A 14,731-nucleotide genomic window follows, 5' to 3' on the forward strand; every position below is an offset into this window, starting at 1 on the left:
CACACAATCCCCGTTTGCCGCTGTTGATGACACATTGGTGCGGGCATAGTACGCAAGCCGTTTTGTTCCCATCCAGCTTACGATAGAAGGAAGCTTCATGTGGGGACCAGGAAGGACTGGTAATCGAGGCCAGGGGAGAAGCGATACCTGACGCTAAAACCGCGGAACAACCTGCCAGAAAGCTTCTACGAGTTAATATGCCTGGGGAATTTTGACTCATTTCCGACTGTCCCCCCCTCCTTCCCGTATGAATCTTATATATATTCTTCGTATTTCTTCGAATGTATCGGGTTTGATCGATCCTGATGTGCCTGTCGTAATAGATGATGCTGTTTCGGTTCCGTCGATTTCTCTGGATATTAATATGACATCGATCGTCTTTCCATTGATATCCATAAGAATGATTTTCGTCGAATTTTCTTCGACCGGAGCATCGAAGTCGATCGTTTCTCCAGCCCTGAGAATCTCATCGAAAACAAGTCCCCTGAGAAGAGTCAGCAGGTAGTAGACGTTCTTCGTGGCGATGACCCCGGATTCAGGTGAATCTGCTTTCCAGGCATCGCCTTCAAAGGAGATCGTCTGGGAATGATCCGCTGTTTCCCATTTGAGGGAGTGTACCTGGTCAGGGATAAAATACGAGATGTTCATGACAAGAACATCATCATCAAGCCAGCTGAAGACTTGATCGATTCTCTTTTCCAGGCGGACTACTTTTGTAAGCCCGCTGCGTACGGCGTAAACGAGATCCTCCGTGACATTGCCGAAAGATATCGTTATTGAATCCGAGTCGGTGAAGAGGGTCAGGTCTCTCTGGGAATCGCTAATACCGTATAGGGAAAGAGAATCTGTATTCTCGGCAGCGAATTCCCGGATAATGACTTCTGAGATACCGGTGAGGTACGGTTGTATGAAATTCTTGTCGGCACCTATCTTCGTACCCTTTATCAGCCACGCACCGAGACTTCTCTCGAAACTTATACTGCTTTCTCCTGTCTTTACGTTGAAAGCAACGATGGAATCAGGAGAAATATCCATGAAAGATTTTTCACGGAGATGATATAAAGTCTTTTTTACAAGATTCCGGGTGAGGGTTCTTGTAACGAAGACCCTCTCATCTCCTCCAACTCGAACGTAGCATTGAGAAGTGAGCGGTGTAGAATCACCGATGAGTAAAGTATCGATTCGTCCCGATGTGCCGTTAAAAAATATAATTGTAGCGTATGGAGGAAAGAGGCCATAATCCGCAAGGTTGCCGTCAGGGTCGAATTCATTATTCTTTATCCCGGGGATCATCTGGGAAATAAGGTGTTCGATAGTAGAAACGGCTCCTCGTGTGACAGTCGGATAGACTATGAGCCAGCCGATTTCATCGCAAAGAAAATGTATGTTTTGTCCCTCGGGATTAGTGAAATGGACACTGTCGACTTCTTCGATAGTATATGGAATGACTCTTCTTGATAACTTATTTTCAAGTTCCGATTTATTCTGCCCAGCCTGATCGACCAGGAAAAAATATGCCGCAAGTACCGCGAGAATGCATATGAGAACGACAGGTGTCTTCCAGTTCATGATTACCTCTTAATCCGATCGGCGGATGCGGAGAGTAACGAACAATCCGGCAAGGGCGAAAAGGGCCGGAAATCCAATGACGGACAACCAGAATACAACAAGTCCCTGCCGTGAAGATAGAAGTACCGGCTGGTTGAGTCGATCCGCAGGTCTTATAGAGATCAGATCCTCTTCTTCAGCCAGCCAGTTTATGGTGTTCAGGATGAGGTCCCTGTTTCCGGAAAGCCGTATGTTTCCGTTTGCGGTGAAATCACTGTCGCCGAAAACGACGACCCTGGTTATTTTCGATGGCGTGTCTGATAGTGTGTCTCCAGGAGCGGGTGGAAGTTCCATTTCCCCCGAAGCTATAAGCGAAATTGGTCCGGGAATGTCGTCGGGCGCTTCGTACTGGGTCTTGCCAATATCTAAAAGAGTGTCGATACTGGTCTCGGCATAGGCCTCCTCGTCTGTCTTTCCAAGTATGGTGACTGTCACAGCATCCGGCAGACTTTCTCTGACGTTGACGGACCTCGCCTGGGGGAAAAAGGAAAAAAGACGAAACTGATCTGTTATGGGATGTTTTCCGTACTGGTTTACTACAGGCGTGAGGTAATTTCCTGCCAGAGTCTTTCCGAATTTGTCGATGATGATGTCATCTCCGATCCCTATTCCGAAGGCTGATGCGATCGAGGCGATATATGGGATGTCGACGATCGGATCGAGGAGGAGAAGTACGTTTCCCCCTGATGTGAGATAGTCGAATATCAGATTCCGCTCCGGTTTGAGGAAGTCATTTTTAGGGCCTGCAATAACAAGCAGTTTGCAATCGTGGGGGACTTCTTCGCTTCCGAGCGGCAGGAAATCAGCAATCCCGAAATTTTCCATCCTCAACGCTTCTGAAAGAGAACTCAGACCAGAGGGTTCACCGTCTTCGATGGATCTTTCACCATGACCCGTCGTAAAGTAGATCATTTTCTTTTCTGGAGAAAGAACAGCCCTGATGGAGTTTGTGACACGTTGCTCCGACCAGCTTTCAAGAAGATCGATACGTTCCCCTGATTCGATGTAGATATTGTTGTAATTTTTCAGGTCGTATCTATTCGCGGTGATGGGGTCCTGGTCAGGATCGACGAACCGGAAGCTTATTTTTGGTGTGCAGGACCTGTATTCTGAAAGCAAGTCGAATACTACCGTTTTTTCAGGAACACCTTCCCTGAAAAAGCAGGTGAACTTCACGTTGTCTTTAAGGTTCCCCAGAACTTTGGTCGTCTGAAGGGAGAGAGAGAACCTGTTGTTGCTGGTAGTATCAATCCTAAGGCTGTGTCGTTTTGAAAGAGCCTGCGCGAAGAAAAGGAGAGCGGCGATCACGACGATAGTAACTCCAGTGTTTATCCCGAATCTGGTTGAACGCTTTTGGCCCTCGGATGATGAGACTCTGGCTTCGATTATCAGCGCGAGGATGGAGAGTAAGAGACCTGCAAAAAGAGGGAGGAAAGCGGACCATCCACTGGAATAGAGAATGCCGTATATCACGCTACCCGCCACGGTAAGTATAAGGCCGGCGGGACCAACGATCTTTCTTAGAATGTCTTTCATCAGATCTTCCACCTGTTGGACTCAAGCGACTTGAGTGTGAGAAAAAAGAAGAAACCGCTCATGAATAGATAATAGGATATATCTCTTGTATCTATTATCCCCTTTGTGAAGGAATCGAGATGAAACAGTATTGAGAATTCAGAAAGTATCGCAGAGACGGTCGGTCCCGCAAAGGGTGCGGTCCATCCAATAATCAGAAAAAGAAGTGTCAATCCGAACGTCATCACACCAGCGACCATCTGATTAGATGTGGTTGATGAGAAGAAGGTCCCTATCGAGATAAATGATGCGCCCATCAGAAACAGTCCCAAGTAGCCTGCCATCAAAGGTATTATTTCCGGATCCGTGAAAATGAGGAGCAGTATGGGATAAAGGAACGTGGATGCGAGCATGACAGCATATACAGTCAGCGCGGCGAAATATTTTCCAGCGACCACAGCGAAGTCTGTCACAGGATATGTCAGGAGAAGTTCGAATGTACCCTGTTTCCTTTCTTCCGCCAGTAGCCTCATCGTAAGGAGAGGTAGGAGGATGAGAAGGATAACGCTGATGTTGCCCATCAGTGGCCTCATCACGCCGTCAATCAGGTTAAGGTTTCCGCTGAAGTCGTTATTCTTGATCGCCTGAAGCGATAGCAGGTTGTAGACTCTGAATATCGAGAAGAAAAAATAACCCGAAAGTACAAGGAATACAGTTATAGCAACGTAGGCTGTCACAGATGTGAAATAGTATTTGAGCTCTTTGCTGTATATCGCGCCGAATTTTTTCAAGAGGTCGCCTCCTCGGTAACAAGCTGGATGAAGATGTCCTCAAGAGAAAGTTCCTCATTATAGATTTCCAGAAGAGGGATGTTTTTGCTTACAAGTTTCCTGACTATGGCGTTTCGAACATCGGAATCGATTTCCGATTCGATGATATACTTTGATATCGATCCTTCATCGTCTTCTTTCCTTATCAGAAGGATCCCGTCTATGGATTCAAGAGCCGAGATGACATCTGCTGTCGGCACAGAATCACCGGTGGAGATTCTGGTCACTGACGATTTTTTAAGTCTGTCACGAAGATTATCAGGAGAATCGACTGCAATAAGCCGTCCTTTATTTATAATAATCACTCTGTGGCATACCTGATTCACTTCAGGAAGGATATGACTGCTGAGGATAATGGTCCGGTCGCGCCCAAGGTTGCGGATCAGCTGGCGGATGTCGATTATCTGCCTGGGATCAAGGCCTATCGTCGGCTCATCAAGGATCAGCAGCTCGGGATCGTGAAGTATGGCTTGTGCTATTCCGACACGTTGTTGATAACCTTTTGAAAGCTTTCCGATAGTCCTGTGAAATACTGATTCGATCCCGCATCCGGAAACAGCGTCATCCACAGCACTTTTCAGTCGGAGGGGGGACAGTCCCTTAAGTCGGCCGACGAAACGGAGATAATCGCAGACTCTCATGTCAGAATAGAGTGGTGATTTTTCCGGAAGATATCCTATCATTTTTCGGACTTCCATGGAATCCTTGACGATGTCGTATCCAAAGATCGAAGCGCTGCCAGAATCTGGAGGAAGAAAACAGGTGAGCATCTTCATCGTCGTCGTTTTGCCGGCTCCGTTGGGACCCAGAAATCCAAGGACCTCTCCCTTGGCGACCTCGAAACTGAGATTGTCGACAGCCTTGTTCAGGCCATAATATCTTGAGAGTCCGTTCACACGGATCAAAGTAAAACCTCCGGACATCAAAAATTGCATCTGGGCTAAATGTTCTATTCACCGAACATCAATAATTTAAACTAATTTCTTTTCGGTGGGGTGTCAATCTGGTATTGTCCTGTTCCGACGGTTTTCAGGACTTTTATGGAACAATATTAAGGAATGAGACGTAATTGATAGGGAATGGGCACTTAATTGAAGACAGGCCGATGAAAAGGAAGGAAATAATGATGAGAAAGCTGGTCCTGGTGTTTCTTGCTGTATCGATCCTGCTGCCTTCGACCGGAGCGTTTGCGGCCGAGGCGGAAGATGTCGTATATTCTGCTTTTTTCCCTGGGTTGGGGCAGTTCCGTTCAGGCAGATATGCCAGGGGAACGCTGTTGTTCGGCGCGGAGATCGTTGCGCTGGGCTGGCTCGGGGTGGCTGATATACAGTATGACAGGAAGGTCGAAGCTTATGACCAGGCCAGGATAATGTATGAGAATGCCAGCTATATAGGGGACGCGCAGATCTATCATTCTCAGATGGTCGAAGCCTGGGATGATGCCGAAAGTCTAAATACTTACAGGAAAGTGCTGGTGGGCGCTGCTATCGGAGTATGGGTCGTCAGTGTGGCGGATATGATATGGGGGCCAGAAGCGGAGACCCCGCTATTGACATTTGAGCCTCGCCACGATGGATTCATGGTATGCAGGACATTCACGTTCTAGAGAAGGAGATAGAGATGAAGCGTATTGCACGCCTTATATTGATAATAACGCCGCTATTACTAATGTCCTGCAGTGCTGACCATGGTGATTCACCTGCCGGATTTGACTTCTCAGCTCCGGATTCTCCGACAGACTTCACGGTGACAACAAGCCCGAACGAATTGACTCTGGAGTGGGATTATCCTGGCGATATAGCAGAAGTCAGCGAATTCAGAGTCTACTATTTCTATGAGATGTACGGTCTTGAGGAATTCGTTGGAACAGCGTCAGGTATGACGTATATCGACGAGGACCTTATCGGCAACATGATCTACTGCTACAAGGTGTCGGCTGTCGACCTGGATGGGCATGAAGGTCCACGCACCGGGACGATATGCGAGATGACACAGGATTGATCCCGTAACCTCGATCAGGTACAGGAACCTTTCTTCTGATTCCCCCGTGTCTGTTTTAAAAAGCATGGCATGGATAATGCGTAAAGCGGGAAGAGGAGGACAGGTATGCCTGAAACGAGGACCAAAAAAGGAACTGATACTGGAGTGTCTGGAATCGAGCTGGGGAACTCTTCCAGGAGAGTACGCTCTAAGTATCATGTTGTGATAGATGGCGTAGTCAACCAGGTCGAGACTTTGGACTCCTTCGCGATCAAATTCGGTCTTCTGACAAATATTCCAGTGACAAAGTTAAAACATATCTTGAGGAATATACCTGCTTCAATGTGGGTAGGAACGTCGAAATCGAAGGCGAACGGCCTGCTCACTCTTGTGGAAGAAGCAGGGGGAGTCGGTAGAATAGTGGTCGAGAAACCCGTTGAGGAAAGTACGGAGCATGAAAGTAATCCTGCCCTCAAGAATGCACGGGAGAATTCCTGCAGCAAGTGTGGTTTTCCACTCAATAAAGACGATGATTTCTGTCAGTTCTGTATGACTCGCGTCGGTGAAATCAAGGATATCCCTTCAGAAAAAAATGTGTCCTGCGAAAAAGCAGCCAGGACTTCCATTCCACTTGCCAGGCTTCTATTTTACGTCCTGGTCGTATTTGCCGCTGTGATAATAACTTATGTGATCAAAAGCTGAGATCTTTTACCTGATGTGGTTGTAAGCAGAGTCCAGGATAGTGGAGCCTGGTTTCCATTTCACGAAAGATCAAGGTCTTCCACGGATCGATCAAGATAATCTTCAAGCGAAGGATAGGATCTGACCAGGGAGGAAGGCATCTTCACACCTGCTCCTTTGATCATGGAACTCAGTTGAAACCCGTTTACAAGTGCCTGACCCTGGAAATGGTTGTTAGTGATGATGAACAGGTTCCGGACCTTTCCGAGCATCGAGATGGCTCTCGACTTCCAGGCAGCGAGTTCCTCTGGATCATACAGATAATCATATCTTGCATCACGACCCGCATCAGTTTTGAACCAGTTATCGTAGTTTCTGCCATGAAGCCTGATATATCCGACATCTTCCCTTGTGACGATGTTCGAAGGAGCAATCGAATCTCCTATGACCGGTTGGTCGATGTTGCAGAAGGCAAGGCCGTTATTCCTGAAGAATTCTTCAGTTTCGGGAATCTTCCATGAACCGTGCCTGACTTCCACTACTACCGGCCTGCCTCTGAAGACTTCAGCTACTTTCTGGAGATATTCGAGATTGCTCAGGTCGTTCCTGAACGACCAGGGGAACTGTAGAAGGAATGCACCAAGTCTCCCTGCATCTTCAATCGGAGCGAAACGGTCGATGAATTCGAGTAATCCGTCTCGATCAAATTCTCGAAGGTGCGTGAATTTCTTCAGGACCTTGACAGTGAGATGGAAGTGCTCGAAATATCCTATCCGTTCAGCCCAGCTGCGCACGATCTTAGGTGATGGAGTTCGGTAGAAGGAACTGTTCAATTCCACACAGTTGAAATAGCGTGCGATGAATCTCAGTCTGTCTATTCCAGCCCCGGGAGGATATACCGGCCCTTCCCAGTCAGGATAAGACCATCCTGCCGGGCCGATATACAGTGTGGATCTCATACTTTTCGTTTCGACCATAGTCAGATTATCGAGTGGGTAGATGATTTTTTCAACTGGAAATTATTCTCCAGCTGAGTTAATAATGATTTTCATGAGATCTGATGAACAAAATAGACAGATTCTGATCCTCTCTGGAATCGTAATCATCGCGGCAGTGCTCCGTTTTTATAGACTCGGACATCAATCGTTCTGGATAGATGAGATACTTACTGCGGGATCGTACGCCTCTCCACCTGAGGGGATCTCATACTGGAGGAAGCTGCTCTGGGACATGCACGGTCCGCTTTATTCGCTGGTCATGCACTATTGGAGCATTGTGAGATCATCGGAGGCTTGGCTCCGTTTCCCGGGCGCTTTTGCCGGTGTCGGTTCCGTGATATTGATGTACAGATGGATGTCGTCGATCACTGACTGGAAGACAGCTATGACTGGCGCGTGTCTGCTGGCAGTCAGTCCTTTTCATATTTACTATTCCCAGGAGATGAGGTTCTATTCGTTTCTTGTTCTTTTTGTGCTCCTTTCATTGATCGCATTCAAGAGATTTCTTGATGATCCATGCCGGAAAAGCGGCGTGATCCTCGGTGTTACCCTGGGGTTGGCCTGCCTTTCTCATTTCATGGCTGTTTTTCTCTGCGGAGGATTCCTTATATATATTGTCGCCTCAGGGAGGTTGAGAGGAAAATGGGTCCGGCCCGGGCTGATAGCAGCCATGATAACACTGGTCATAGTCTCTCCATGGATTTATCGTGAGATATATTTCCTGCGAAGGATCGACGTTGTCTCGATATCGACTTTACCTGACGAATCGAGACTCAGAGGAGATCTGACATTGAATCGTTGGGCATACCCTTACTCGTTTTTCGCATTTTCCACCGGATTTTCATTTGGTCCAGACCTCAATCAGCTTCATTTAGTGTCTTCCGGGAAAGAATTGCTGAGAAGCCATGGCTGGTGGATAATCCCGGCAGGGATAGTTTTCTCAGCTCTTACTGTGGCGGGATTGTTCAGAAGCAGAAGAGAAGGACTGCTGGGATTATTTCTTTCGATATCCCTGACGTCGCTCGGCCTTGTAACTACGGCGGCTCTGATGAATATCAAGGTGTTCAATGTACGTTACCTGATCTGTTTTTTTCCAATATATCTGGCGACCCTGGCACTGGGTATCAGAAGCAGGAGGATCTGGGCGCCACCTGCATTAGCGGCAGTAGTTCTGATAATGCTCTATTCCACCTGGAACTATCATATGGTAGATCACTATTCAAGGGATGATTTCAGGAGTGCAGCGGACACAGTAACGGAAAATATGAACGCCGGAGACCTTGTCATCCTTTCATGTGGAAGAGACGTTTTCGAGCATTACTACGACAAAAAGAACGATATAGTCGAATATTCTCCACTAACAATCGGGAACGAAAAGACCAGGTCACGTCTCGAATCACAGTTGTCAGAATACAGGAGAGTATGGTATTTGGGCTGTCGTGAATGGGATGTGGACCCTGACGGGATATTCATCAAAACTCTGTATTCAGCTTCTGAAGAAGGCCGGATCTGGGAATTCACAGGAATAAGGCTGTTCCTGGTCAAAGGCGGGGAATGACAGGCCCGACCAGCCCTGCCATAAAATAGTTGCCTGAAACCTCCTAACCCCATGTAAAACTAGTAGTAACGCAATAAGCAATGTAATGTGGCGGGGTTGACATGTCTGGTTTTCCGGATATACTTATATGTGAAGGTATTAACAGAGGAGGCTCGCTTTGTCCCGGGGCCCTTGAGGATCGAGTATTTGCGCGGCGCATGAGATGTGTCGCGTATTGTTTATAGGGTGCTGAAGGCTGACAGCATCCATTACGAGGAAAAGGTCAGATCGGAGTGAGGTTATGAGAAGATTCCTGATTATCCCCGCCATGGTGGTACTGTTGATCGATCTGGGCTGCGCATGTTCTTCACTCGTGGAGAGAGAGGCTTTTGTGGATCTCTGCGCGAGGGAGGAGTATGTCGAGCTGAATCCGGATTGCAAGTACAACGAGAACATCAGAGATGGTGAAATAACTCGCGGGATGGACGGACATGAAGTGATGGCTTCATGGGGGCTTCCCAACGTCTACATGATATCAAAGAAACAGGCGGAGGAGTACTGGGTGTACTACGTCGATGACAGGGCTTCCAACTCGATCCTGATATATACCCTGACTTTCGACTATGACAACATCCTCAATGACTGGGATATAGACATGAAGAGGTTTGTCGGTAATACCTTCGTCTACAATCCCTCAATGGTGATGGACAAGACAAGGTTCGAAAAACCATCATCTAAGAAATGATCCGAAGGCCTGCCTTGACCCTTTTCGCCCTTATCCAGAGGTAATAGGGCGAGTGTGTTCTTTATTTCCTTTTTTAAAATTGACTTGGGGCACTTCCTTCATTATTCTGGAAGCCGTCATGAGAGGTTTATTGAAGCCTGGATGAAGGAAGGTCCGTAGTTGGTACACAATCGTGAAGATACACCGATAATGGGGAAGATTTCCGATGAACTGGCGGTAATCCCGATAAATGACGGTGTCGTATTTCCTTACATGCTGGTTCCCCTGATTTTAAAGGATGAGAACCTCATCAGGCTCATAGACGAAGCTCTTGATGGAAACAAGATCGTAGGAGCATTTACTCAGATAGACAGTGAGATTGACATGCCAGGGCCCGGAGACCTGTATACGACCGGATGTGCCATGGTGCTTCAGAAGATGGCGAGGTTTCCGGATGGTCATGTCAGGATAATCGGACAGGGGCTGTCCCGGATAGAGATCGGATGTTTCACTGACGATGAGCCGTTCATGAGGGCAAAGATAAGGATACTTGAGGAACCCCATGCGGATTCCGATGAGGGATTAGCCCTCGTCAGGAATGTTTCAGGAGCATTCGCGCGGCTTGTCGATAAATCCGAGTTCTATCCGGATGATCTCCTGAATGTCATCCCCGGGATAGAAGGACCGGGAAGGCTGGCCGATCTGCTGGCGTCGAATATTAATATGGATATCTCCAGCAAACAGAAAGCACTCGAGATGATAGACCCGATAGAGAGGCTGGAGTTTGTCTACCAGAGCATTAACAACGAACTCGAGATAGCGACAATAGGAGAGAGGATCAAAGAGGACGTCCATCGTGAGATGGACCGTGAACAGAAGGAATATTATCTCAGGCAGCAGATCAGAGCCATACAGAAAGAACTTGGTGATACAGACCTGACTGGAGAGCTCGATGAACTGAGGGACAGTATAGATATCAAGGTCATGCCGGAGCATGCCAGAGAGATGGCGATCAGGGAATGGAACAGGCTATCGAGGATGAGTAGCAGTTCTTCCGAGTATAATGTGACGAGGACTTATATCGATAGTATCCTGGGCCTGCCCTGGGAGGATCTCAGGCATGATGTCCTTGATCTGGCCGAAGCAAAAAAAACCCTCGATCGGGACCACTACGATCTGGATAAGGTCAAGGAAAGGCTGCTGGAATTTCTCGCTGTCAAGAAGCTGAATAAGGAAAGTAAGGGGACTATTATTTGTCTTACCGGGCCACCGGGAGTCGGCAAGACCTCACTGGGAAGGAGCATCGCTTCGGCCATGGGACGAGATTTTGTGAGGATCTCCCTGGGAGGGATACGGGACGAAGCCGAGATACGCGGACACAGGAGGACATATATCGGAGCAATGCCGGGGAAAATACTGCAGGGCATAAGAACGGCCGGTACAAGGAATCCCGTATTTATGCTGGACGAGATCGACAAGCTGGGTACAGATCACAGAGGAGATCCGTCATCAGCCCTTCTCGAAGTACTGGACCCGCAGCAGAACAGCACGTTTTCGGATCATTATATAAATATGCCGTTCGACCTTTCCGGTGTCATGTTTATAACGACAGCCAACGTTAAGGAATCGATACCGACACCTCTTCTAGACCGGATGGAGATCATCGACATCCCGGGATATATCACCAGTGAAAAAGTGGAGATAGCCCGTGATTTTCTCATACCAAGACAGCTCGATGAGAATGGAATAAAGAAGGGAAAGATCGAGATAACAGACGAGGCTCTTTATGCGATAATCGAAAAATATACAAGAGAGGCGGGGGTAAGGAATCTGGAGAGAAAGATAGGCTCGATAGCTCGAAAGGTCGCGAGAAAACTTGTCGAAGGCAAAAGGGGCCCATACAGGATCACTCCACGCAACATAAGGAAATATCTTGGTTCAAAGGATTTTCAGGGGCAGGAGATGCTGACGGCACCTGAATCCGGAGTTTCGACGGGAATGGCCAAGACCGCCACTGGTGGGGTGATACTCTTTATTGAAGCTCTGGCTATAAATGGGAGCGGTAACATCAAACTCACAGGGCAGCTCGGTGACGTCATGAAGGAGTCAGCTGAGGCAGCGATGAGCTTTGTCAGGGCCCAGACCTCAGATTCTGGTAACAATGAGAAATTCTTTGAAAAACATGACATACATCTTCATATTCCTGCCGGGGCGGTTCCGAAGGACGGACCGAGTGCCGGAATAGCGATAGCGGCGGCACTGACATCTCTGGCCACTGGCAGAAAGGTAAGAAACGATACCGCGATGACAGGAGAAATCACACTTACAGGGAAAGTGTTGCCCGTAGGAGGAATAAAGGATAAGGTGATTGCGGCGCATAGAGCCGGGATACTCAATATCATTCTGCCGGCGCAGAACAGGAACGATCTTGAAGAAATACCAGGGGAAGTATTGAAAAACGTTGAATTCGTCTTTGTTGATAGAGTCGAAGAAGGGATGGAGAGGGCGCTTATTCCGGGGGATGGAAAGGCTGAAGACAGGAAGGGTAGAGGCAACAAGAGGGATAATGGCTGAAACCAGAAAAAAAGATAATGAAGTGATGTCGAAGATGGTGTCTGCCGTTCTGAGGAGATTTCGGAAAGACAGGACCTTTTCTCTTCCGGACAACCTGACGGGAGCGAAAAGGATACTGATCATCGATTCTGGAGAGGCTGTGGACCTGCTGTTTGTCGCCCCGGTGATTAACTGGTTCCATGAGAATCATCGGGATGTCAGGATCTCACTGCTGGTCATCCAGGAGCATTCCGAGCTGGCAAAAAGTCTGATGAGATTCAACACGATCATCACATATAACAGGAAACAGCTCAAGCTGCTTAAGACTGATTATATGGCTCTTTCCAGAAAACTCAGAAAACAGGAGATAGAGACTGTTATTCTTACAAGCAGGCAAATGTCACTCGAACGGCATCTTCTGGCATTCATGACAGGAGCTGCGGCAAGGATAGGGTTTGCCCATCCTATGGCTTTCCCCTTCATCAATTGCGAGATCAAGGTATCTCAAAACGGATATATCGGGAACGGCATGATACGGATCCTTGAATCTCTGGGGCTGGGAGTAAAAGGCTGCAGAAGAAATATAAGTATCCCTCAGTCTGACCTGGCTCACGCGAGGCAGTTGATACATTTTCGTAAGCCCGAAAAGGAGATACTGACTGTAGCCATAGACCCGGGGAAGGGAAAGACTCGTCACAGCGTTATCCCGGAGACAATTGCATATCTTGCTAATAACCTGGCGGGCAGAATGAAGGTCAAATTCCTCATCCTCATGGATCCAGTCGACCAGAAATTGTCAGAGCGCCTGCGAAGAGAGCTGAAGGGAGAGATGATAGACCTCGTTCCCTCATCACAGGCCGAGACCCTTGCCCTCCTCGCAAATTGCGATCTCTTTCTTTCCGGTAATACTGATCTTTTTCATTTTGCTTCAGCGCTCGGAATACCTTCCATCGGGTTGTTTACAAAACACGACGGGAAGCAATGGATGCCTGACGACGTTCCCAATATAAGGATCTTCAAGGGTGTTAAGGGTGAGAAGCTGTCGCTCAAGACATTCTTTCAGAATGTCGATGATGTGCTGTCCACCAGAGAGAGTGTTTCCCCCTGAAATCATCCATGAAAGGCCGCGAAGTAGTGAGTGATAAGCATTCCGGAAGACTTTACTTGAGGCTCCTCTCATATCTCAGGCCTTACTGGAGGAGGCTCATTCTCCTTTTTGTATGTACTACTCTGTTTGCAGCGCTCAGCGGTGTTTCCCTGACACTTATTCCTCCATTTCTGAATATCCTGTTCTCCGAACAGAATCAGCAGGAAACAGGTCCGGAGGTCAAGGACGATCAATCGTTGCTGATCCCTCAGGCAGTTGAGAACAGAATTGACAGGATCAAGGACAAGGCGAAGAGTTTGATTTACAAAGGAAGGCCCATAGACAGGCTGGCACGGTTCTGTGTCCTGTTTTTCATTCTGATGCTGATCAAGAATATCCTGGACTATTTCAGTACGTATCTCACAATTTATCTGGAACAGTCGATACTTCATTCCATCCGAAACGAACTTTATGGAAAGCTCCAGATGCTTCCCATGTCTTTTTTCGATAATCAAAAGACAGGCCATCTGATATCGAGAGTGATGAACGATGTCACCAATCTGAGGGGAGCGATCGTCGGTGGGCTTGCCAGTATAATCCGTAATGCGCTTATGACGGTGATCGCTGTTACTATCATCTTCTACACTTCATGGAAACTATCTCTTTTGACGATTCTTCTCGTGCCGGTGAATGTCCTGCTCATCTCCCTGATAAGCAGGAAGTTGAGAAAGGGAAGCAGAAGAGCACAAGAGAAGATGGCAGATATGACATCGGTCCTGCAGGAGACGATTTCGGGAGTGAGAGTCGTCAAGGCTTTCGGCATGGAGGAATTTGAGAGATCAAAGTTTAATATATTCAACTTCCAGTATCTCCGTGTGTATCTCAAGATGCGGAGGGTCGCCGAACTGGCCTCGCCGTCGAGTGAGATGCTGGGGATGATAGCGAGTATGACGATTCTCTGGTATGGAGGACGCCTTGTTATAGACAGCGAACTCGCTCCGGCAAATCTGATGATGTTTCTGGTTGCGATGCTATGGGTAGTCAGCCCCATCAAGAATCTTAGCAAGTTAAACAATGTGATCCAGGAGGCTCTGGCATCAGGGGAAAGGGTATTTCAGATCCTCGACATTCCTACCGAAAGCGACCGGTCCGGGGAAAGAAAGCTGGACAAAATAGAGAGGAACATTATTTACAGGAGTGTCAGCTTCAACTATGAGG

At 47.7% G+C, this 14,731-nt stretch carries 13 protein-coding genes; 8 read left to right on the forward strand and 5 right to left on the reverse strand.

Translation table 11 applies throughout. The features are described 5' to 3' along the window. Window positions 1-216 precede the first annotated feature (216 nt). Genes KOO63_11815 through KOO63_11830 form a run of 4 tightly spaced genes read right to left on the reverse strand, consistent with a single transcriptional unit; the run spans window position 217 to window position 4,858 of the window. Window positions 217-1,569 (reverse strand): DUF4340 domain-containing protein, encoded by a 1,353-nt coding sequence (locus tag KOO63_11815; GenBank protein MBU8922495.1) that lies wholly within the window; start codon window positions 1,567-1,569, stop codon window positions 217-219. A 9-nt stretch (window positions 1,570-1,578) separates the two neighbouring features. Next, the gene (locus KOO63_11820) at window positions 1,579-3,144 is read right to left on the reverse strand and encodes a GldG family protein (protein ID MBU8922496.1); all 1,566 of its coding nucleotides are present in this window, start codon (window positions 3,142-3,144) and stop codon (window positions 1,579-1,581) included. Next, window positions 3,144-3,914, reverse strand: coding sequence for an ABC transporter permease (locus KOO63_11825; protein ID MBU8922497.1), 771 nt, complete (start codon window positions 3,912-3,914; stop codon window positions 3,144-3,146). Before KOO63_11825 ends, KOO63_11820 begins: the two co-directional genes overlap by 1 nt. Next, the gene (locus KOO63_11830) at window positions 3,911-4,858 is read right to left on the reverse strand and encodes an ABC transporter ATP-binding protein (protein MBU8922498.1); all 948 of its coding nucleotides are present in this window, start codon (window positions 4,856-4,858) and stop codon (window positions 3,911-3,913) included. The genes KOO63_11825 and KOO63_11830 overlap by 4 nt, the downstream gene beginning before the upstream one ends. A gap of 200 nt (window positions 4,859-5,058) precedes the next feature. Between KOO63_11830 and KOO63_11835 the strand changes: the two genes are divergently transcribed. The 3 genes from KOO63_11835 (at window position 5,059) to KOO63_11845 (ending at window position 6,635) form a co-directional block, all read left to right on the forward strand. After that, window positions 5,059-5,559: a hypothetical protein gene (locus tag KOO63_11835; protein MBU8922499.1), complete on the forward strand. Its 501-nt coding sequence runs from the start codon at window positions 5,059-5,061 to the stop codon at window positions 5,557-5,559. Window positions 5,560-5,573: 14 nt separating this feature from the next. Further along, the gene (locus KOO63_11840; protein MBU8922500.1) at window positions 5,574-5,954 is read left to right on the forward strand and encodes a fibronectin type III domain-containing protein; all 381 of its coding nucleotides are present in this window, start codon (window positions 5,574-5,576) and stop codon (window positions 5,952-5,954) included. 105 nt (window positions 5,955-6,059) lie between these two features. Further along, window positions 6,060-6,635, forward strand: a complete 576-nt coding sequence (locus KOO63_11845; protein MBU8922501.1) for a hypothetical protein — start codon at window positions 6,060-6,062, stop codon at window positions 6,633-6,635. 59 nt (window positions 6,636-6,694) lie between these two features. On the opposite strand, the gene KOO63_11850 is transcribed toward KOO63_11845, so the two are convergent. Beyond that, window positions 6,695-7,573 (reverse strand): DUF72 domain-containing protein, encoded by an 879-nt coding sequence (locus KOO63_11850; GenBank protein ID MBU8922502.1) that lies wholly within the window; start codon window positions 7,571-7,573, stop codon window positions 6,695-6,697. 91 nt (window positions 7,574-7,664) lie between these two features. Between KOO63_11850 and KOO63_11855 the strand changes: the two genes are divergently transcribed. From KOO63_11855 to KOO63_11875, 5 genes are all read left to right on the forward strand, one after another. Next, window positions 7,665-9,170: a glycosyltransferase family 39 protein gene (locus KOO63_11855; protein MBU8922503.1), complete on the forward strand. Its 1,506-nt coding sequence runs from the start codon at window positions 7,665-7,667 to the stop codon at window positions 9,168-9,170. A 280-nt stretch (window positions 9,171-9,450) separates the two neighbouring features. Beyond that, window positions 9,451-9,894 carry a hypothetical protein gene (locus KOO63_11860; protein MBU8922504.1) on the forward strand — a complete coding sequence of 148 codons (444 nt, stop codon included), beginning with the start codon at window positions 9,451-9,453 and terminating at the stop codon, window positions 9,892-9,894. Window positions 9,895-10,053: 159 nt separating this feature from the next. After that, window positions 10,054-12,447 carry an endopeptidase La gene (lon, locus tag KOO63_11865; GenBank protein MBU8922505.1) on the forward strand — a complete coding sequence of 798 codons (2,394 nt, stop codon included), beginning with the start codon at window positions 10,054-10,056 and terminating at the stop codon, window positions 12,445-12,447. Continuing rightward, window positions 12,440-13,534 (forward strand): hypothetical protein, encoded by a 1,095-nt coding sequence (locus tag KOO63_11870; GenBank protein ID MBU8922506.1) that lies wholly within the window; start codon window positions 12,440-12,442, stop codon window positions 13,532-13,534. The genes lon and KOO63_11870 overlap by 8 nt, the downstream gene beginning before the upstream one ends. Window positions 13,535-13,542: 8 nt before the next feature. Continuing rightward, window positions 13,543-14,731, forward strand: a 1,189-nt coding sequence (locus KOO63_11875; protein ID MBU8922507.1) for a hypothetical protein, incomplete at its 3' end; no start/stop codon positions are given.

The sequence above is a fragment of the Candidatus Latescibacterota bacterium genome (genome assembly GCA_019038625.1).
Lineage (GTDB): Bacteria > Krumholzibacteriota > Krumholzibacteriia > Krumholzibacteriales > Krumholzibacteriaceae > JAGLYV01.